The sequence below is a fragment of the Methylobacterium sp. 275MFSha3.1 genome (genome assembly GCF_900108435.1).
Taxonomy (GTDB): domain Bacteria; phylum Pseudomonadota; class Alphaproteobacteria; order Rhizobiales; family Beijerinckiaceae; genus Methylobacterium.
On sequence record NZ_FNWP01000024.1, the window covers coordinates 41267 to 59930 of the forward strand.

The following is an 18664-nucleotide window of genomic DNA, read 5'->3' on the forward strand; positions in this document are numbered from 1 at the left end:
AGGCGGCCCGAGAGGCAGAAGACAACGCCGGATGGCAGGACCGATCGCGACCGCGGGGACCGCGGCGCCCCGGACGGGGGCGGAGGCCGCGCGCGACCGGGGCGGCTACCGCCCGGCCCTGTCGCTGCTGGCGAGCCTGTTCTTCATGTGGGGCTTCATCACGGTCATCAACAACACGCTGCTGCCGCACCTGCGCAGCGTGTTCGACCTCGACTACACGCAGACCACGCTGATCGAGTCCGTCTGGTTCATCGCCTACTTCGTCGCCTCGATCCCGGCGGCCAAGCTGATCGAGCGCGTCGGCTACCAGCGCGCCCTGGTGACGGGACTGGGCATCATGGCGCTGGGCACGCTCGGGATGATCCTGGCCGCCCACCGGGTCTCCTACGCGATCACGCTCACGGCCCTGTTCGTGATCGCCAGCGGCATCACCCTCCTGCAGGTCGCCGCGAACCCCTACGTGGCGGTGGTCGGCCCGGCCGAGAGCGCCCCGGCGCGGCTCAACCTCGTGCAGGCGTTCAACTCCCTCGGGACGACCCTGGCGCCGCTGTTCGGCGGCTACCTGATCCTCGGCCGCTCGGCCTCGGGCAACGCCGCCGCCGGGGCCACCCTGACCCCCGCCGAGCGCCTGGCCGACGCGCAGTCGGTGCAGCTGCCCTACCTGATCGTGGCGGTGGTGCTCGTCGTCCTCGCCGCGGTCATCGCCCGCTTCCCGCTGCCCGCCATCAGCGGTTCCGGCGGCATCACCGCCCGGGCCGCCAGGGCCGAGCGCGCCGGCCTGTCGCTCTGGCGCCACCGCAACCTCGTGCTCGGCGTGCCGGCGATCTTCATCTACCTGATCGCCGAGATCGGGGTGTCGAACCTGTTCATCAACTTCGTGTCGCAGCCCGAGATCGGGGACCTGACCCACGCCCAGGCCTCGCGCTACCTGTTCCTGCTCTGGGGCGGCATGATGGTCGGCCGCTTCGTCGGCAGCTACCTGATGCAGCGGCGCCCGGCCGAGACCGTGCTGGCCGGCGCGGCGATCGGCGCCTGCGCGGTGATGCTGGTGGCGACCTTCGCGACCGGCCACCTCGCCCTGTGGGCGCTGATCTCGGTCGGCCTGTTCCACGCGATCATGTTCCCGACGATCTTCACCCTGGGCATCCGCGGCCTCGGTCCGCTCACCGAGGAGGGCGCCGGGCTGCTGATCATGGCGATCGCGGGCGGGTCGCTGGTGGTGGTGCAGGGCTGGGCGGCGGACCGGTACGGGCTGCAGCACTCCTTCCTGATCACCGCCGCCTGCGAGCTCTACGTCCTGTTCTACGCGCTCTGGGGCTGCCGGACCGGCGCCGCAGCGCGGCCGGCCGGCGCCTGAGCGTCGGCCAGATCGGGGAGCCCGCCATGGACCTGCGGATCCGCATCCTCGACCGGCCCCGGCGCGACCGGCTCGGCGAGGGCCCGGTCTGGGTTCCGGAGCGGGGCGTGCTGTTCTGGGTCGATATCGAGGCGCCGGCCCTGAACTGGCTGGACCTCGCCGACGGCGCCGTGGGCACGCGCCCGTTCCCGGAACCGCTCGGCTGGATCATCCCCCGCGCGGGCCGGCGCGACTTCGTCGTCGGGCTGAAGAGCGGCTTCGCGACCTACGACCTGGAGGCCGACCGCCTCGCGCCGATCGGCGACCCCGAGCCCGACGATCCCGACAACCGCCTGAACGACGCCAAGGTCGATCTCGCCGGCCGGATCTGGGCCGGGAGCATGCACCAGGCCGAGACCGCGGTGTCGGGCGCCCTGCACCGGCTCGACCCGGACCTGACGTGGCGGCGGATGGATACCAGCTACGGCGTCGCCAACGGGCCGACCTTCAGCCGCGACGGCCGGATCCTCTATCACAGCGACAGCGCCGCCCGGACGGTCTACGCCTTCGACCTCGCCGCCGACGGGGCGCTGACGGGCAAGCAGCCCTTCCTCCGCTTCCCCGACGATTGGGGCTGGCCCGACGGCATGACCACGGACGAAGAGGGCTGCCTGTGGATCGCCCACTGGGGCGGCGGCCGGCTCAGCCGCTTCGATCCCGCGGGGCGCCTGCTGCGCGCGATCCCCCTGCCCGCCCCCAACATCACGAGCTGCGCCTTCGCGGGTCCCGGCCTCGACCGGCTGTTCGTCACCTCGGCTGCGCGGGGGGCGGAGCACGTGCCGGAGGCCGGCGCGCTGTTCGAGCTCGACGTCGGCGTCGCCGGCCTGCCGCCCCGCGCCTTCGCGGGCTGACCGACCCGGCGCCGAGGACGTGAGTCCCCTGCGCAGATCTTTCCTCCAGCGGGGCGGGTCCTCCGGCGTCCGAGCTGCCGCAGCGGGCGGTCGCCGGTCGGCAGTCGCGGGCAGGCGGTCGCGGGATCGTGCGTCGGCGTCCTCCGGATGGGGGATGCGGTCGCCCTGTGGCGGGTCTACGGTCGGGCCTTCTCCGAGACGAGATCACCTTCAAGCCCGCCCGGCCAGGCCGCGGCGGGCTTCTTGTCGGGCGCTACCGCCGGATCGGCAGCCGGTGGCGGGCGTACCCGGCGGCGTCGCGCACGACCAAGCTCCAGGACCGGTCGGGATCGGCGGCGCAGACCTCGTCGGCCATCTCGGCGATCACGCTGCGCGCCTCGGCCATGGCCTCGGCCAGGCTGCCGACCTCCACGCCGTCGTCGTCCCGGATCGTCTCCTCGCCGCTCTCGAGGTCGAAGTAGAAGCGCTCGGACACCGACCTCCCCCCTGCTGCAGCCCCGCGGCGATCGTCCGGATATCTCAACGTAGTGCGATACACGACTGGGAAAGGTCTTCGGTCGGATAAACCTTAATGCATCTAAAACATGGAGTTTGCTCGGATCTGCGCCGTCCGCCCGAGATTCCGCTCACGTTATCAAGTACAAGAATCCCCAGCGTCCCCCCGCCGTCGTCCGACGGCCCGGAGCGGTGGCGCGCCTGAGCCGGGGCCCCGTGACATGTCGACCTCCGCCAACCCGCCAGACCCGTGCGCCGAGACGGCCGCGCTCCGCAAGGACAAGCTGCGCGCGCACATCAGGAGCGTGCTGTCGACGATCCGGTCCCATCATACGGGCCGCGGGGCGCCGTCGATCCGGGCCACGGGCTACGTCCTTGGAGGGTGGTTCTGCGGCTCGGCCGCGGCAACGATCCCGCTTTTTACGTAGCAACGGTCCGTCCAAGGGATGTGTTTCTCGAGGCGCCGCGATCCGGCGCTTCGAACGGCGTCCCATGGCAGAGAACACCCAGCTTCGATCCCATATCCGCGGCGTGCTGCTCAGATTGGTGCGGCGCCTGCGCGATCGGGCCGGCTGACGGGGTCCTGTTCGAGGCCGGTGGGACAATTGCGAGACAACTGCGAGACAACCGCGAGGAGGCCGGTGCGCCGCGCGGCGCACCAACCCCGTCGTCCGGCCGCTTACCCCGGCTGAGCGCCCATCATCGCCTGCATCCGATCGAGCCGGGCGATGTGCAGGTTGATCAGCGGCAGGGCGCCGCGGGCGATCGCGCGCAGGCCGGGATCCTCGCCCGACCGGGCGTAGGCGCCGTGGATGCCCAGCGCCTCCTGATGGCCCTGGAGCGAGGCGTTCACGAAGGTGGCGTCGTATTGCGGCCCCGGCGGCATGGCGCTGAGCTGCGCCAGGATCTGCGCCTTCTGCGCGTCGGTGGTCATGCCCTGGGCCGGAGCCGGTCCGCCGAGCACGCCGCCGACGACACCGCCGGCGACGCTGCCCGCCGCATTCACGGCCGTGCCGGCCACCGCCACCGGCGCCGCGACGAGGCCGCCGATCAGGCCACCCGGGCCCGCCGCGGCCGGGCCCGGGATCGGGGCGCCGCCCGTGTAGGCGCTGATCTTGCGGGCGAGGTTCACCTGTTCGACCACCTCCGCGCGGGCGAACTTCTTGACGGCGGGATTGGTGGTCTTCGCGTGAGCGTCGCGGGCCGTGTTCTCCAGGAACAGGCCGCCGCCGGTGGCCATCTGGAGATAGGCGCCGGTCGGAATCGCGCCGGCCGGCGTGACCTGCGCGAGGGCTGTGCGGGTGACCGCCAGGGCCGCGGTGGCGCCCAGCATCGTGGTGAGGAGAGCGCGTCTGTGCATGCGACGGTGCATCATGGGAGTGGCATCCGGATTGGGTGAGGCACCCGACGCCCCGATCATCGCTTGAGGTGCTGCCCGGCGAACCGCACAGGGGGGACAAGGTTCCTGCCCGGCGGGCCGTCCGAACGGCGGGATCGGGGCACCGAGAAACCGCAGGATGGATCGGATTTCGCGCGCGAATGACCGGTCCTGCGCAGCCTTTGCGCGGGCATACGCCGTCTTCGCCGCCCGGCCCGCGGCTTTATCTCCGATCGATACAGATCTAGATTGGCGCACCGAACGAGGCAGCGCCGCGCGGGGGGCGCGGCCATCCGGACCGGCTCTCGAGGTGACGATGGGCCAGACGACGATCAAGGACGTCGCCCGACGGGCCGGCGTGAGCTTCCAGACGGTCTCGCTGGTCCTGAACCACCCGCAGAAGGTCGCCCGGACCACGCGCGAGACCATCGAGACGGCCATGCGCGACCTGGACTTCGTGCCCAGCCTCGCCGCCCGGTCCCTGCGCAAGAAGCCCAGTCGCAGCATCGCCTGCGTGTTCGCTCCGGCGCCGGAGCCCGCCGCCGACGGGGGCCGCCCGGGGGAGACGGCCGATCACGGCCACGTCCTCCGGACCTTCGGCACCGTCACCGACCGGCAGGGCTACACCCTGGTCCACCGCTGCCGCCGCGCCGACGACCCGGACGGCCCGGGCCGGATCGCCGGCCTCGTCAGCGAGGCCCGGGTCGACGGCCTCGTGGTCTTCGCCGAGGATCGGGACGACCCGCTGATCGGCCTGCTCCAGGCCAAGCGATGCCCGTTCGTGGTGTTCGGCCTGGAGGTGCCCGGCACGCACTACGTCGCGCTGGCGGAGCGCGACGCGGTCCACGGGGCCGTCCGCCACCTGATCGCGGCGGGGAGCCGGTCGATCTGCCTGCTCGCGGGCGACGCGCGCCGGCCCGCCGCCGCCACCGAGCGGTTCCGCGGCTACCAGGATGCCCTCGCGGAGGCGGGGCTGCCCCTGCGCGACGCCCTCGTGGTCTCCTGCGACGGGACCGCCGCGGGCGGCTACCGGGCCGCGCGGGCTCTCCTGGAGGCCGGACCCGGCGCCCGGCCGGACGCCGTCGTGGCCGCCAGCGACCGGGTGGCGTTCGGCGTGCTGCGGGCGCTGCACGAGGGCGGCGTGCGGGTCCCCGCGGAGATCCGCGTCGTCGGCTTCGACAACCTCAGCCAGGGGGCCTACGCGGTCCCGAGCCTGACCTCGGTCGATGTCCCGGTGCTCGACATGGTCCGGTCCGCCTTCGCGACGCTGGTCGAACTGATCGAGGGGACGCGGGCGCCGGACGACCTCGCCCAGACGCTGTTCCCCGCGCGCCTCGTCGTGCGCGAGTCGAGTGCGCCGGCGGCACCCTAGCGAGGCCGGCTCTCACTCCGCCGCGAGGACGCCCGCGCCGGCTTCGCCGCGCCCGAACTGCGCCGCGTGCAGGCGGCTGTAGGGGCCGCCGGCGGCGAGCAGAGCCGCGTGCCGGCCCTCCTCGACGACCCCGCCCTCCCCCAGGACCACGATGCGGTCGGCGTCCCGGATGGTGGCGAGGCGGTGGGCGATCACCAGGGTCGTGCGCCCGCGGGCGAGCTCGGCGAGCGCCCGCTGGATCTCCCGCTCGGTCTCGGTGTCGAGCGCCGAGGTCGCCTCGTCGAGGATCAAGATCGGCGGGTTCTTGAGGAAGACCCGCGCGATGGCGATGCGCTGCTTCTGGCCGCCCGACAGGCGCACGCCGCGCTCGCCCACCACGGTGTCGAGGCCCTCCGGCAGGCTGTCGATCAGCCCGCCGAGACGGGCGCGCCGCGCGGCGGCGTCGATCTCGGCCTCGGCGGCGTCGAGGCGGCCGTAGGCGATGTTCTCCCGGATCGTGCCGGCGAACAGGAACACGTCCTGCTGGACGATGCCGATCTGGCGGCGCAGGCTCGCCAGGGTGATGTCGCGGATGTCGATCCCGTCGACGGTGATGCGGCCCGCCTCGACCTCGTAGAAGCGCGGCAGCAGGGCGCAGAGGGTGGTCTTGCCGACCCCCGAGGGACCCACGAACGCCACCGTCTCGCCGGCCGCCACCGCTAGGTCGAGGCCGGCGAAGACCGGGCGGCCGGGCCCGTAGCCGAAGCCCACCCCCTCGAAACGAATGTCGCCGCGCAGGGCGCCGACCGCGCGGGCGCCGGGCCGGTCGGTGATGTCGGGCTCGGTGGCCAGCAGTTCCTGGTAACGGCGGAAGCCCGCGACCCCCTTCGGGTACGTCTCGACCACGGCGCCGATCTTCTCCAGCGGCCGGTAGAACACGCCCACCAGCAGCAGGAAGCCCACGAAGCCCCCGGGCGTCAGGTCGCCCCGGACCACGAAGGCGGCGCCGCCGAGCAGCACCGCAATCTGGACGAGGCGCAGGCCCAGGTAGTTGATCGACAGGCCGGCCGCCATCAGCCGGTAGGCCTCGAGCTTGGTGTCCCGGTAGCGGGCGTTGTCGAGGGCGAAGAGGGCGCGCTCGTGGGGCTCGTTGGCGAAGGCCTGCACCACCCGCATCCCGCCGACATTCTCCTCGATCCGCGCGTTGAAGGCGCCGACCCGGCCGTACTGGGCCTGCCAGTTGCGGGTCATGCGGCCGCCGTAGCGGATCGACACGAACGCGATCAGCGGCAGGATCGCCGCGGTGATCAGCGCCAGCGGCGCGTGGACGTAGAGCATCAGCGCGAAGGCGCCGAACAGCGTCATCACGGCGATGAACAGGTCCTCGGGCCCGTGATGGGCGACCTCGCCGATCTCCTCCAGGTCCTTGGTCACCCGGGCGACGAGGTGGCCGGTCTTCTGGCCGTCGTAGAACCGGAAGGACAGCTTCTGCAGGTGGTCGAAGGCCCGGGCCCGCATGGTGGTCTCGATGTTGATGCCGAGCACGTGGCCCCAGTAGGTGACCACCACCATCAGGCCGGCATTGGCGACGTAGACCAGCGCCAGCGCCGCCGCGGCGAGCAGGATCAGGCCCCAGTCCTGCCGGGGCAGCAGGCTGTCGATGAAGCCCTTCACGGCGATGGGGAAGCCGAGTTCCAGCAGGCCCGACAGCACCGCGCAGCCGAAATCGACCAGGAACAGCGTCCGGTACGGCCGGTAATAGGCGAGGAAGGCCTTCAGCATCGCGCGGCTCGGATCAGCGTTGGGCGGCGCACTCGACGGGGCAGAGCGCGCCGCAGGACGGCACCCCCGGCAGGCGGTGGCGCAGGCAGCAGACGCGCCGCCGCCTGCAGCCCGAAGGTCCCGGGCAGAGCGCCTGCGCAAGAGGACTCTCGAGCGGGCTCCTAGCGCAGCCGGGGCCGGCGCGCCATCCGAGGCAGGCCGCGACGTCGTCACAGGCGGCGGCGCGGGCGGCGGATCGGGCAGTGGGGCAGGCCGTGGGGCAGGCGCTCGCGCAGGCGGTGCCGGGCCCCTCCCCGTCCCCGAGTTCCCGGGCGACGTAGTCGAGGATCACCGCGGCGTTGCCCCAGAGGACCCGGGGCGCGATCCCGCACCGGGCGTGGCAGAGCTCGACGAACGGGCGCAGATGCGCCTCCACCAGCCCGGTCAGGCCGGGCGCCGGGCAGGCCGCGCGGGCCGGCCCGTCCGCGGGCAGGCGGAAGCGGCGCGGCCGGCCGGCCGCGTCGAGCTCGAGGCTGACCGCGTCGAAGGCGAGCGGCAGCGGCCGGCCGAGGCGCACCAGGGCGGTCAGCGCCGGCGTCGCCAGGGCCGCGAGGTAGAACTGGCTCCAGTAGGAGACCCGGACTCGCGGGTCGGCGGTCCGGAACTCCGCGCCGAACCCGGCCCCGAAGGCGGCCAGCGTCGCGTCGAACACGGCCCCGTCCCGCAGGGCGCCGAGGGGCAGCGCGTCCGGGCCGCCTGGGCCCTCGGCGACCCCGTCCCGGTAGGCCGCGAGCGTGTCGGGAACCTGGGCGGCGACCTCGGCGATCATCGCGCCGCCCCGTCGTCGCGCAGGGTCCGGTCCACCGCGACGGCGAGCCACGCCACCGCGGCGGCGTAGAGCGGCAGGGTGGCGGCGAAGTAGCCCGGCCAGCCGATCCAGCCGGCGAGCGCCGGGGCTGCCACCCGCAGCGGCATCGCGGCGAAGAAGGCGGCGCCGAACAGGAGCGCGTAGTCGGTGGCGGGCTTCGGCCCCTGGGCCCAGCGGTAGATCATGTTGAAGACCGGCACGCCCAGGAACCCGCCCGCGACGAAGCCCAGCACGGCGGCGGTGATGCCGAGATCCGGCACCCGGCCCGCGCAGGCGACGACCATCAGGCCCCCGGAGGCCAGGACGCCGAGGGCCCCCACGGCGATCAGCCGGACCGTGCCGAACCGCGCGGCCAGCCATCCGGCCGCCAGCGCCATGACGAGGTTCACGGCCGGGAGCACGGTGCCGGTGAGCGTGCCGACCTGCCCGAGCGGGACGCCGAGATCGAGGAGCGCCAGGGTGTTGGGCCCGCCCACGAGGTAGGAGGCGGCGAAGTAGGCGCCGAGCACCAGCACGCGACCGCCCAGGCGGCGCAGCCGCGCCAGGGAGCCCGACCAGCGTTCCGGGCCCGCACCGGCCGCGGTGCCGGCACCGGCGCTCCGGGTCTCGCGCAGGCGCGACTCCCGGTAGCCCAGGATCGGCAGCAGGCAGAGGGCGTCGAGGGCCGCGCAGGCCAGGACCGCCCCGCGCCAGCCCAGGCTGTCGTAGGAGCCGACCAGCACGCCGACCCCCAAGATCCCGCCGAGGGAGGCGCCGCACAGCTTGGCCGAGGCCACGAAGGCGCGCCGCTCCGCCGGCACGGTCTCGACCACCAGGGCCTCGAGGGCGATGTCCATGGTCGCCACGCAGGCGCAGGCGGCGATCGCCAGGGCGAGCAGCGCCGGGAGCGGCCAAGCCTCGCCGAGGCTCAGGACGACCAGCAGGAGCACCGAGGCGACCTGCGCGGCCGCGATCCAGCCGATCCGGTGGCCGAGGATCGGCAGGCGGAGCCGGTCGAGCAGGGGCGCCCACAGGAAGGTGAGCCCGACCGGCAGGTTGATGAGCTGCAGCAGCCCGACCTCGGCCAGCTCCACGCCCCGCGCCCGCAGGATCAGCGGCGCCCCGCCGGACAGGAAGCCGAGCGTCGCCCCGAAGGTCACGTACAGGCAGAAGAACGGCGCCAGCGGCCGCAGGGCCGCCAGGGTGTCGACGACCCGGGTGCCGATGGCGGGTCCGGCGGAACCGGTCATCGCCCCCCGCACGCCGTACCTCGACCGGTGCCGCGATCCGGGCCGGTCCGGAGACCGCAGTTTATAATCACACTAATCTATTGATTTACCTCGGTTTTCGCTGTTTAGAGAGGCCTGTGCCGGGGATCAAGCCGGCGGGTATTCGCGGCGCGCCGCCCCGCCGGATCCGGCGTTAACCTTTCGTCAACCATGGCCCCGACAGAGTCCCCGGTGGAGGGCTGAGCCATGACCCGACGCCGGGATTTCGACGCGCTGAGCGAGGCGCAGATCGCCGCGGACCGCACGCAGGGACGCTGGGTCGAGCCGAGGGCGGGCTTCCGGCCGGCCGGGCCGCGGGCCGTGTCCGATCTGCTCGACACGATCCAGCACGTGGCCGAGGCCGCGACCGGCGAGCGCAGCTTCCTGCACCTGCGTCCGGAGGCCGGCCGGCCCCGCGGGCGCTGAGGCGAGCCGGCCCACGCTCCCGCCGCCCCGACCGCGCGGCGCACTGGCAAGGGCCGACCGGTTCTGCAACAACGCCGACATGAGACGGCGTCCGGCCCTCGAATCCGCCCCCGCGCGCGCCGATCGCATCCGCCCGATCCGGCGGCGCCCCATGGGCGCGGACGCGGCGGCCGGGCTGCTGGTCGGCCATGTCGGCCTGCCCGGCGGCCGCGACGGCCGGATCCGAGGGGCCTGCGCGTCGCCGGCTCCGCCGAGAACGCGACCTTCGCCACCTGCGGACTCGAATCGGGGATTCGGATGATCACCGAGCCGTGCTCCGTGGAGACCCTGGCCGCGCGGGCGCCCGCGCCGATCGCCGGTCGCGACTGACCGCCGATGCCGCTGTCACTGACGACCCGCATCCTGCTGCTCGTCCTGCTCGCCCTCGCCCCGGCGCTGGCGATCCAGGGCTACAACGAGGTCGCCCTGCGGGCGAGCCGCGACGCGGCCGTGCGGGCCGACGCCCGCGCCACAGCGCGGGACGTCGCGGAGGATTTCGCCCAGATCTCCGAGCGGATGCAGCAGGCCCTCGACCTGATCTCCGAGGATGCCACCGTGCAGGTGCGGGAGCCGGCGGCCTGCACCGCCTACCTGCGGCGGGCTGCCGCGCGGCTGCCGCACGTGCTGCTGATCGCCCTCACCGACCCCGACGGGGCCGTGATCTGCGACAGCGCCGGCGCGCCCGCGGGCTCCTACTCGAGCCGCGGCCGGGCCTATCACCGCCGCGCCCTGGAGCGGGGCGGCTACGCGATGGGCGGCTACGCGGTCGGCTTCCAGACGAAGCGGCCGTCGATCCACTTCGCCCGGGCCGTCCATGTCGGCGAGTCGGCGGGGGCCCCGGCGGGCGTCCTGCTCGCCGCCGTCGACCTCGACTGGCTCTCCGATCACTTGGAGCAGGCGCTCCATCAGCCCGAGACGGCGATCACCGTGACGGACCGGGACGGCCTGATCATCGCCCGCCGCCCGGACGAGGCGGCCTGGATCGGCAGGCCGATCCCGCCCGACCGGGCCGCCATGCTGGAGGCCCAGGGCAGCGACGTCCGCGTCGCCGCCGGCCTCGACGGCCGGAAGCGGATCATCGCCACCGCGATGCCGGACGGCCCGCTGGCCGGGGTGCGCGTCGTCGTCGGGCGCGACTACGCCACTGCCTTCGCGGATATCGACGCCGCCACCCGCCGCGGGCTGGTTCTGATCGCCCTGGGGGCGGCCCTGGCGCTCGCCGCCGCCCTCGTGGCCGGGCGGGTGTTCATCCGGCGCCCGGTCGACCGGCTCCTGCGCACCGCGGCGGCGTGGCAGGCCGGCGACCTCGCCGCCCGCACCGGCCTGCGCGGGGCCGCGGAGTTCGACCGGCTCGGCAGCAAGCTCGACGCCATGGCCGGCACCCTCCAGCGCAGCACCGCCGAGCTGCGCGCGGAGATCCAGCGCGGGCGCGCCCTGCAGGCGCAGCAGGGCACGATGCTGCACGAGTTGAACCACCGGGTGAAGAATACCCTGGCCACCGTCCAGGCCCTCGCCCGGCAGTCCCGCGGCTCCGCGGAGGTCCTGGAGGCGCGGATCCTGGCCCTGTCGAAGACCCACGACCTCCTGACCCGCGAGGACTGGAGCGGGGCCCCCCTGCGCGAGGTGCTGGAGAGCGAGCTCGGACCCTATCGGACCGGCGACGACCAGATCCGCCTGGACGGGCCGGAAGTGTCGCTGAGCCCCCGCGAGGTGCTGGCCCTCGGCATGACGGTCCACGAGCTGACCACCAACGCGGCCAAGTACGGCGCCCTCTCGGTCCGCGAGGGCCGCGTCCGGGTGGCGTGGTCGCTCGCCGCCGGCACGGCCGGGGAGCGGCGCCTGCGGCTCAGCTGGGAGGAGCGCGGCGGCCCGCCGGTGCGGGCGCCGACCCGGGTGGGCTTCGGGACGCGGCTGATCGCCGGCGGCGTGCGGCGCGAACTCGCCGGCACCGTCGACCTCGCCTTCGAGGCCGAGGGCCTGCGCTGCCGCCTCGACGTCCCACTCGATCCGGGTCTCGGCACCATGCTGGCGCCGACGGGCTAGGTGCAGACCGGCTCGGGCTGATTCAGTCGTCGGAGCAGAGCTTTGAGCACGGATCCTGGAAGATCGGTTGAACGCGCTCCTCCGCACGCCGCGCGTCGCGCGCGGTCGACCCGCGCTCAGAGTGCGCGCGAGCATTCATCTGAAACGCGTTGATACCTTTGGGTTTTCCGGTCCAGATATCACGCGCCGGCGCGCGTCACCTCCTGTACATCGCGCTTTACCTGCCGCCACGTCCGCCAGGGCTCGAGGTTCGAGAGCGCCATCCGGCGGGCGCCCATCCAGCCGAGGCCGAGCGCGATGACGAGGAACGGCGCTGCGACGATCAGCGCGGCCGGCGCCTCGGCACCGAACGGCACGGCCAGCAGCTTCACCACGGCGTCGAGGCCGAGGAAGAAGGTGACGATCAGCAGCACCGGGATCGTGCCGACGATGGCGATCAGCGACACGATCGCCCGGAAATTGCCGTCGACCTCCGTCCGCGCCAGCGTGAGCAGCGCCTCGACATGCGCCGTGCCCTCGCGCAGGGCCGCGATCAGCAGGGCGAGGGTTCCGTCCGGGGTCTGACGCATGGATACGAGAATCCTCGGGGCCGTCACCGGCCGGCTCTCGCCAACGGAGCCGCGGCCCGATGCGTTCCGCGCCGGTGGCTCACAGCATCAGGAGCAGGGCGCCGAGAATCAGCACGGTCGCCAGGCCGGCCAGGAGGACGGCCCGGCCGGCATCGGCGCCGTCGTCCGGGACCGGCTCCGGGGCGGCCGGCGCGGCGGATGCGGGCTCCGCGAAGGCCGCGCCCTGCCCCGCCTCCGCCTCCGCGGCCCGGACCGGCGGCGTGCCGGGCCGCGGCGCCGGAAGCGCGACCGAGACCGGGACCGCTCGGTCATTCGGGGGGCCGAAGGCCTCCGGCTCGACGCTCACGCCCGCCGCCTCCAGCTCCAGCATCACGAGGACCAGGGCGTCAACGTCCATCCGCTCGACGGGCAGCGCGGCGCGCAGATCGTCGGCGGTGAGGAGGCCCCGGTCGCGGCCGAGGGCGACCAGCCGGTCGAGCGTCGCGCGTTCCAGAGCCTGCGTCATGTCCCGCCTCCGCGGCCGCGTCCCGATGCTCCATCGAGAACGCGCCGGGGTGGCGCCGGTTACCGGCGGCCGCGGGCGTTCCGGCGCTAGGCCCCGAGGGCGGGCGCGGCCGCCGGGATCGCGTCGGGCTCCGGCGGCGCGCCGCCCGGTCCCGGCCGAAACCGGAGCATCGGCCGCTCGATCAGGTACCAGCTCAGCAGGCCGAGCGGGATGGCGGCCGCGAGGGCGAGGGCGGCGACCGTCCAGGGCGAGATGCCGGGGATCCGCGCGACCAGCAGGTTCTGCACCGGCCACGCGTAGAGGTAGAGCCCGTAGGACGGGTCGACCTGGGCGGTGGCGCGGCTGAGGGCGGTGGGGCGCACCGCGAAGGCGAACCAGAAGATCAGGTAGCCGCCGAGGATCGCGAAGGCCGGCTCGGCCAGCGGTCGGCTGAACATCAGCGGCAGGAGCAGCAGGGCGGCGCGGGTCGCGCCGCGCCGCGTGTAGGCGATCCGGTCGGCGAACAGCCGGAAGGCGCCGCCGCAGCAGAACACGAAGGTGAGGCGGATCATCTCCGATAGGGATCCGAGGGTGTCGCCCGGATGCCCGACGGGCAGGAAGAGCCAGCGCAGGGCGAGGAGGCTGCCGAGCCCCCCGAGCAGGCCGAGATAGCGCCCGCGGCGGCGCAGGGCGCGGGCGGTGCCGACGAGGCCGAGCAGCAGGTAGCAGCCGAACTCGCACGGAATGGTCCACATCGAGCCGTTGAGCAGCGGGTAGGGCAGCTCGGCGAAGGCGCCCGGGACCACCGGCATCAGCAGCAGCGACAGTCTCAGCAGCGTCTCGAGCGGCGAGGCGGCCGCGAGGTTGCCGCCGCCGAGGGGCGCGACGACGGCGATGCAGAGCAGGGACGCGACCACGAAGGCCGGGTAGATCCGCAGCGCCCGCCGCGCGAGATAGTCGCCGAAGGAGCGCTTGGCGCGGTAGCTCGCGGTGATCAGGTAGCCGCTCACGAGGAAGAAGCCGTCGACGGCTATCTCCCCCAGGGACAGGGTTCCGAAGACCTGCGTCAGCAACTCCCGGGACCGATTCCCGTCAACGAGTTCGGGGGCGTGCGCGAGGATCACGAGGCCCGCGAATAGGATGCGCAGGGACCCGAAATTGTTCGCCCGCGGATTCCGGCCGTCGGTCGCCTCCACCACCCCTGCCCACTCCGCGACGCTTCTGCCCGGCGCCCAGGGGCCGGGAAACGGCGCGCGAAGGCAAGGACGCCGGGGCAACACGCGTCGGAGATCTTGCCGCGTCGCCCGCGGCTGCACGGGACGGTGCGGGCGCCGTTGCACTCCCGGCGCGGTTGGGCTAGGGAATGGCCACGGCCAGCACCCGTAGCTCAGCTGGATAGAGCGTTGCCCTCCGAAGGCAAAGGTCACACGTTCGAATCGTGTCGGGTGCGCCAACAGATCTCCTAGGAAAAACAAGGCCTTAGCGCCTTGGCTTGAGCGCTAGACAAGCTCCTCAGCATCAGCCGGTCCCAAATCGGTCCCAGCTGTGAGGAAATCCGATGGCCACCGTCCGCAAGCGGAACGGCAAATGGCAGGCGCAGGTCCGCAGGAGCGGCCATCCGTCGCGAGCGCGAAGCTTCATTACCAAACCTGAGGCCCAGCGGTGGATCCGCGACGTGGAGGCCGAGCTTGATGCCGCTGAGGCACAGCCGGTCACGAGCGCGCAAGCCGGTGCCAAGCTGCTTGCCAGCACGACAATCGCGGACCTGCTGACGCGCTACAGGGACACAGTGACGCCTCGCAAGCGAGGGCACATCCCAGAGATCAACCGGCTGAACGCCTTCCTGGGCCAGCCCTGGGCCTCCCTCCCCCTATCTGATGCCACCCCTCAGGTGTTCAGCCGCTATCGCGATCACCGCGCCGGGCAGGTGAGCCCGGGGACCATCATCCGTGAACTCGGCCTGCTCCGATCCGTGTTCGAGACCGCGCAGAATGAGTGGGACGTACCCCTGACCGCAAACCCCGTTGCCAAGGTACGAAAGCCGACAGCACCAGAGGGACGTACGAGGCGGCTCGCAGAAGGCGAGTTAGACAGCCTACTGAAACCTAGCTCGATCGGTCGCACCATATGGCTCAGAGCTGCGATCCAGCTCGCTATCGAGACCGGGATGCGAAGGGGGGAACTCCTCAACGTTCGCTGGTCCGACGTTGATCTCAGAGTAGGCCTACTGACGATCCCTCGAACAAAGACCGACATCTCCCGCCGCATCCCGCTCACGTCAAAGGCGGTCTCGATCCTTATGGAACTGCGAGACGCACCGGGAGCACGGAACGAGGAGCGCGTGTTCTGTGTCAAACCCGATGCCTTCCAACTGGCTTGGCAGCGGTGCAAGCTACGGGCTTCTCGCTCGCAGCCTGATATACTCGATCTCCGCTTCCACGATCTACGCCATGAGGCTGTCAGTCGCTTCTTCGAACTCGGCCTGAGTACCGCTGAAGTTGCACTCATAAGCGGGCACAGAGATATGCGGATGCTATTCCGCTACACGCACCTTAAGCCAGAAGCTATCGTCGCGAAGCTACAGACGACGAGTACGCCGCTTGCCCGCAATCAGCAGCAGTAAGCCAAATCTGTAATTCACCTCGTGTGGATACGAATCAGACGGCGAAGCCGGGATACGCTCGGATCGTCATAATAAAAATGAGGTCCAAATCTTATCGTAGGTCGGAGTCCGGATCTTCACGCATTTCGATCTTAGTTTAACTCAAGATCACCTATCAGAGCGGTAGATCAGACGCTTGGTGCGATCGATTACCTAAGAGCAGCCGCTAAATTCCCATTCCTTCATACGTGGAATAGCTCGTCCCCTGACGGGACGGCCTCCTTGCCGGCTTCCCGCCGCAGCTAATATCCCCCACTTTCCAGGCTTCTCTCCTTTAAGAGAAAACTGGGGTCATTTCTCAAGGTATGCCGGCCGGATCTGGCAGCCTTCCATTTACAGGAGACCCGATGGGACCGTGTCCCGCTGAATTTGTTCAGAAACTAACAGCCTACAGATCGCAGCTCGGCAGACAAACAAGCGATGCACAGAGCACGACCTGGAAGATGTACGCAGACACCTTAAACAAGGCTATGACCCGGAGGGATGGGAAATGGGATGTACTATGCCTCCCCACCGGAATTGGAAAAACGGAAGCCCTCTCTGTTTACTGCGCTCTAATCGAGGGATTGGAACAGTGCGGTGTACTATTAGTTAATCGGACTATCGATCAAGCTAACAAGCTCGCTGACAGCATCAATAGGATTGCCGGGCAGAGCAGAGCCTTAGCTGCTCATAGTGAAGCGGCGCAGAACGAAGAAGATCGAAAAGGGGCACTAATATTGTCCATTACGCACGCTGGTATCGACCAAGCAATTCTAGACAACATCAACGGCAGATCGGCCGGCGCAGACGTAAGATATCTAGATAATTGGCGTCATGGCCGCCGGCGGCTCATAGTCATCGACGAAGCTTTCCCTATAGTGCGATCATTCAGCCTTGCACAGCATGATCTCGGAGTACTCAATGGAGTGCTGCGAAACGCGATCCATCCGGGCCTGCGAAAGATGGACGAGTTTACTGGGAAACTTTTAACCGAGATGAAGCGCATTCGGGACTGCGTTGCCCCCGATGACGCATTTCTATCAGACGAGCTTATGGAGCAAATGTCCGAACTCACATTCTCAGATGTTCGTGCGGACTTCAATACGATAACTTCAGACGATTTGCTCTCATTCTCATCCAAGGACCTGGACCCAGGAAGTACACTTAAGGCATGCAGAGCCACTATCGAAACACTCAGTCAGATGAAGCGAATCGGGAGGGCGTTCACCACAAAACTAGGGAATGTCATCACCATCTCAGCTTCCGAGCCATCTATTCCGGACGCCATCGGAGGAGTAATCCTTGATGCTACTGCATCCAAAGACGAGCGATACAAACTGGTCGACGGTCGTTTCTTCCTACATCGCCCAAAGGTACGCTTGAGAAACTACAGTAACGTTACCTTATGGGTAGCTAGGGACCAGCGAGTGGGCAAGTGCCACCTCACTAAGAGCGCCGGCAATGACTGGCCAGTGGTGGCTGACGCAGTCGCAACTTTACGGCGCCACGGTGGGGATCCTCTGATCTGTTGCCATAAGGATGCAGAAGAAATCATCCGGAATGCAGACACGAGGCTCGGATCGTATGAAACAGCTCATTATGGGAACATGACCGGCAAGAACGATTGGTGCAGAAATACTACAGTCGTAATCTATGGTCTTCCGTACCTTAACCCTATAGTTCCGACGCAGGCTTGTGCCGCGTTGCTAACTCCGTTGGCTGGGACAAAATCCGGCAGATTAAATGACAACTATCCAGATCGCATCGCTATAAGCGAAAAAATCATCGCTTCGTACAATGTGGTCGAGGTAACCCAAGCAATCAATCGGATCAGATGTCGGCAGCCGGTTGATGCCGAAGGAGGATGCGAGGCAGCTGATGTGTTCGTTCTTTGCCCTCGGGGTAAGGCAGGCGAAGATCTTGTTGCACAGCTTGCGGACGAAATGCCCGGTATCGTCATACGGAACTGGGACCTGAAGCTCGGAACCAAGAAGGCCAAGCTGCCCCGGTCAACCGAGAAGGTGCTCCGGGTCCTGGTGTCCCTCCCACCGGGTGAACACCTCAGCTCGGAAGTCCGGGAAGCCGCTGTCGTGTCCGGTACCTCTTACTCTCGCTTCTTACAGGAGCTGAGCAGGCCAGAGTCGGATGTGGCTAAGGCCGTCCACGCGTATGGGGTGACGTACATTCCTGAGTACGGGCGGAGCGCGCAGTGCCGCTTCAGCGTGGCGGCCTGAGGACCCGCAGCGTTGAGCGGAACGGCGAATTCTCGCCAACAGATTATCAGCAGGGATCAAGCCAGGGAGAAGGGTTGGACGCGCTACAGAACAGGGGAAGCATGTCGGTTCGGTCACTACGATGAGCGGTACGTGTCCAACAAGCAGTGCGTCGCTTGTAACGCTCAGAAAGCCCGATCGAGGGAGTCCGCCCGTTCCCGAACTGATCCATCGTACCGGATGTACCGAAGCGTGCAGCGCAGGACCGGTCAGGTGCTCAAAGGGCGGCATAGCCCTAGGCGAGCTCTCGGATGCGATCGTGCAACCCTGCGTGAGCACATATCGGCTCGCTTCGAAGAAGGCATGGTGTGGGCGCGATACGGACAGTGGGAAGTAGACCACATCGTACCACTTTCTGCGGCTCAATCCGAGGCTGAGCTCTTGGAGCTATGCCAATTCAAAAATCTGCAGCCGCTATGGAAACGGGAGAACCAGATGAAGGGCGGGGCCTAGCGCCCCGTCCGCGCGGCCGGTATCTGTTTCTATACCGGCAGACATAGCCACCAAGGTTGGCCACGATGTGCCCATTAGGGCTAGCGGGCGGAGATGGCTCGCCGCTGGTGCCCCAGACAGGCGCGTGCACCGGCGCTAATGACAACCGCCGCGTCTTCACCGCCTACCAAGCGACGCGGAGCGATACGTCACCTTCGACGCATCTCCAGGGGCATCAAAGGCGGCCAGATACGATACCGTGGATGTTCGAAGTAACGACGAGGCCGCAGACCTGACCGTGCCTCGACTCCAAGATCCTGCCGCATAAGACGTAACGCGGTTGGATTTTTGGGAATAGGAGTCCCGCGCTCTGTAATTGACGCGCAACCACTTGAGCGAAACCGCCA

General features: G+C 69.8%; 15 protein-coding genes and 1 tRNA gene. 8 read left to right on the plus strand and 8 right to left on the minus strand.

From position 1 onward, the window contains the following. Window positions 1-31: 31 nt before the first annotated feature. Together BLW78_RS24415 and BLW78_RS24420 are read left to right on the plus strand one after the other, a co-directional pair. Window positions 32-1357 (plus strand): sugar MFS transporter, encoded by a 1326-nt coding sequence (locus BLW78_RS24415; protein ID WP_091682611.1) that lies wholly within the window; start codon window positions 32-34, stop codon window positions 1355-1357. Between the two features lie 26 nt (window positions 1358-1383). Beyond that, entirely contained in the window at window positions 1384-2247 is an 864-nt protein-coding gene (locus BLW78_RS24420) for an SMP-30/gluconolactonase/LRE family protein (protein WP_056527258.1), read from the plus strand. Between the two features lie 253 nt (window positions 2248-2500). On the opposite strand, the gene BLW78_RS24425 is transcribed toward BLW78_RS24420, so the two are convergent. Both BLW78_RS24425 and BLW78_RS24435 read right to left on the minus strand, forming a co-directional pair. Further along, window positions 2501-2722, minus strand: coding sequence for a DUF6894 family protein (locus BLW78_RS24425; protein ID WP_056527261.1), 222 nt, complete (start codon window positions 2720-2722; stop codon window positions 2501-2503). A 699-nt stretch (window positions 2723-3421) separates the two neighbouring features. Continuing rightward, window positions 3422-4102 carry a DUF4142 domain-containing protein gene (locus tag BLW78_RS24435; RefSeq protein ID WP_091682655.1) on the minus strand — a complete coding sequence of 227 codons (681 nt, stop codon included), beginning with the start codon at window positions 4100-4102 and terminating at the stop codon, window positions 3422-3424. 334 nt (window positions 4103-4436) lie between these two features. On the opposite strand from BLW78_RS24435, the gene BLW78_RS24440 reads away from it, so the two are divergent. Then, window positions 4437-5492, plus strand: a complete 1056-nt coding sequence (locus tag BLW78_RS24440; RefSeq protein ID WP_091682613.1) for a LacI family DNA-binding transcriptional regulator — start codon at window positions 4437-4439, stop codon at window positions 5490-5492. A gap of 12 nt (window positions 5493-5504) precedes the next feature. On the opposite strand, the gene BLW78_RS24445 is transcribed toward BLW78_RS24440, so the two are convergent. The 3 genes from BLW78_RS24445 to BLW78_RS24455 are packed head-to-tail and all read right to left on the minus strand — an operon-like array spanning window position 5505 to window position 9329. Beyond that, window positions 5505-7253, minus strand: a complete 1749-nt coding sequence (locus BLW78_RS24445; protein ID WP_042675783.1) for an ABC transporter ATP-binding protein — start codon at window positions 7251-7253, stop codon at window positions 5505-5507. 13 nt (window positions 7254-7266) lie between these two features. Then, on the minus strand, window positions 7267-8061 hold the full coding sequence (gene fhuF, locus BLW78_RS24450) for a siderophore-iron reductase FhuF (RefSeq protein ID WP_091682614.1): 795 nt from the start codon (window positions 8059-8061) through the stop codon (window positions 7267-7269). Further along, window positions 8058-9329 carry an MFS transporter gene (locus BLW78_RS24455; protein ID WP_091682616.1) on the minus strand — a complete coding sequence of 424 codons (1272 nt, stop codon included), beginning with the start codon at window positions 9327-9329 and terminating at the stop codon, window positions 8058-8060. The genes fhuF and BLW78_RS24455 overlap by 4 nt, the downstream gene beginning before the upstream one ends. A 225-nt stretch (window positions 9330-9554) precedes the next feature. Between BLW78_RS24455 and BLW78_RS24460 the strand changes: the two genes are divergently transcribed. Continuing rightward, window positions 9555-9773: a hypothetical protein gene (locus BLW78_RS24460; protein ID WP_020094759.1), complete on the plus strand. Its 219-nt coding sequence runs from the start codon at window positions 9555-9557 to the stop codon at window positions 9771-9773. Window positions 9774-10148: 375 nt separating this feature from the next. Then, complete coding sequence (locus BLW78_RS24465) at window positions 10149-11855, plus strand: sensor histidine kinase (RefSeq protein WP_091682617.1); 1707 nt, start codon at window positions 10149-10151, stop codon at window positions 11853-11855. A 179-nt stretch (window positions 11856-12034) separates the two neighbouring features. Here the strand turns inward: BLW78_RS24465 and BLW78_RS24470 are convergent, their stop codons facing one another. From BLW78_RS24470 to BLW78_RS24480, 3 genes are all read right to left on the minus strand, one after another. Beyond that, on the minus strand, window positions 12035-12424 hold the full coding sequence (locus BLW78_RS24470) for a phage holin family protein (RefSeq protein WP_042669436.1): 390 nt from the start codon (window positions 12422-12424) through the stop codon (window positions 12035-12037). A gap of 79 nt (window positions 12425-12503) precedes the next feature. Then, window positions 12504-12929, minus strand: coding sequence for an RNA polymerase sigma factor region1.1 domain-containing protein (locus BLW78_RS24475; protein WP_091682619.1), 426 nt, complete (start codon window positions 12927-12929; stop codon window positions 12504-12506). A gap of 86 nt (window positions 12930-13015) precedes the next feature. Beyond that, the gene (locus BLW78_RS24480; protein WP_091682620.1) at window positions 13016-14107 is read right to left on the minus strand and encodes an acyltransferase family protein; all 1092 of its coding nucleotides are present in this window, start codon (window positions 14105-14107) and stop codon (window positions 13016-13018) included. A gap of 177 nt (window positions 14108-14284) precedes the next feature. Between BLW78_RS24480 and BLW78_RS24485 the strand changes: the two genes are divergently transcribed. The 3 genes from BLW78_RS24485 (at window position 14285) to BLW78_RS31000 (ending at window position 17786) form a co-directional block, all read left to right on the plus strand. Beyond that, window positions 14285-14361: transfer RNA gene (locus BLW78_RS24485), tRNA-Arg, on the plus strand. A 105-nt stretch (window positions 14362-14466) separates the two neighbouring features. Beyond that, window positions 14467-15531 (plus strand): tyrosine-type recombinase/integrase, encoded by a 1065-nt coding sequence (locus BLW78_RS24490; protein ID WP_091682622.1) that lies wholly within the window; start codon window positions 14467-14469, stop codon window positions 15529-15531. A gap of 482 nt (window positions 15532-16013) precedes the next feature. Then, window positions 16014-17786 (plus strand): hypothetical protein, encoded by a 1773-nt coding sequence (locus BLW78_RS31000; protein WP_139307726.1) that lies wholly within the window; start codon window positions 16014-16016, stop codon window positions 17784-17786. Window positions 17787-18664: the final 878 nt, after the last annotated feature.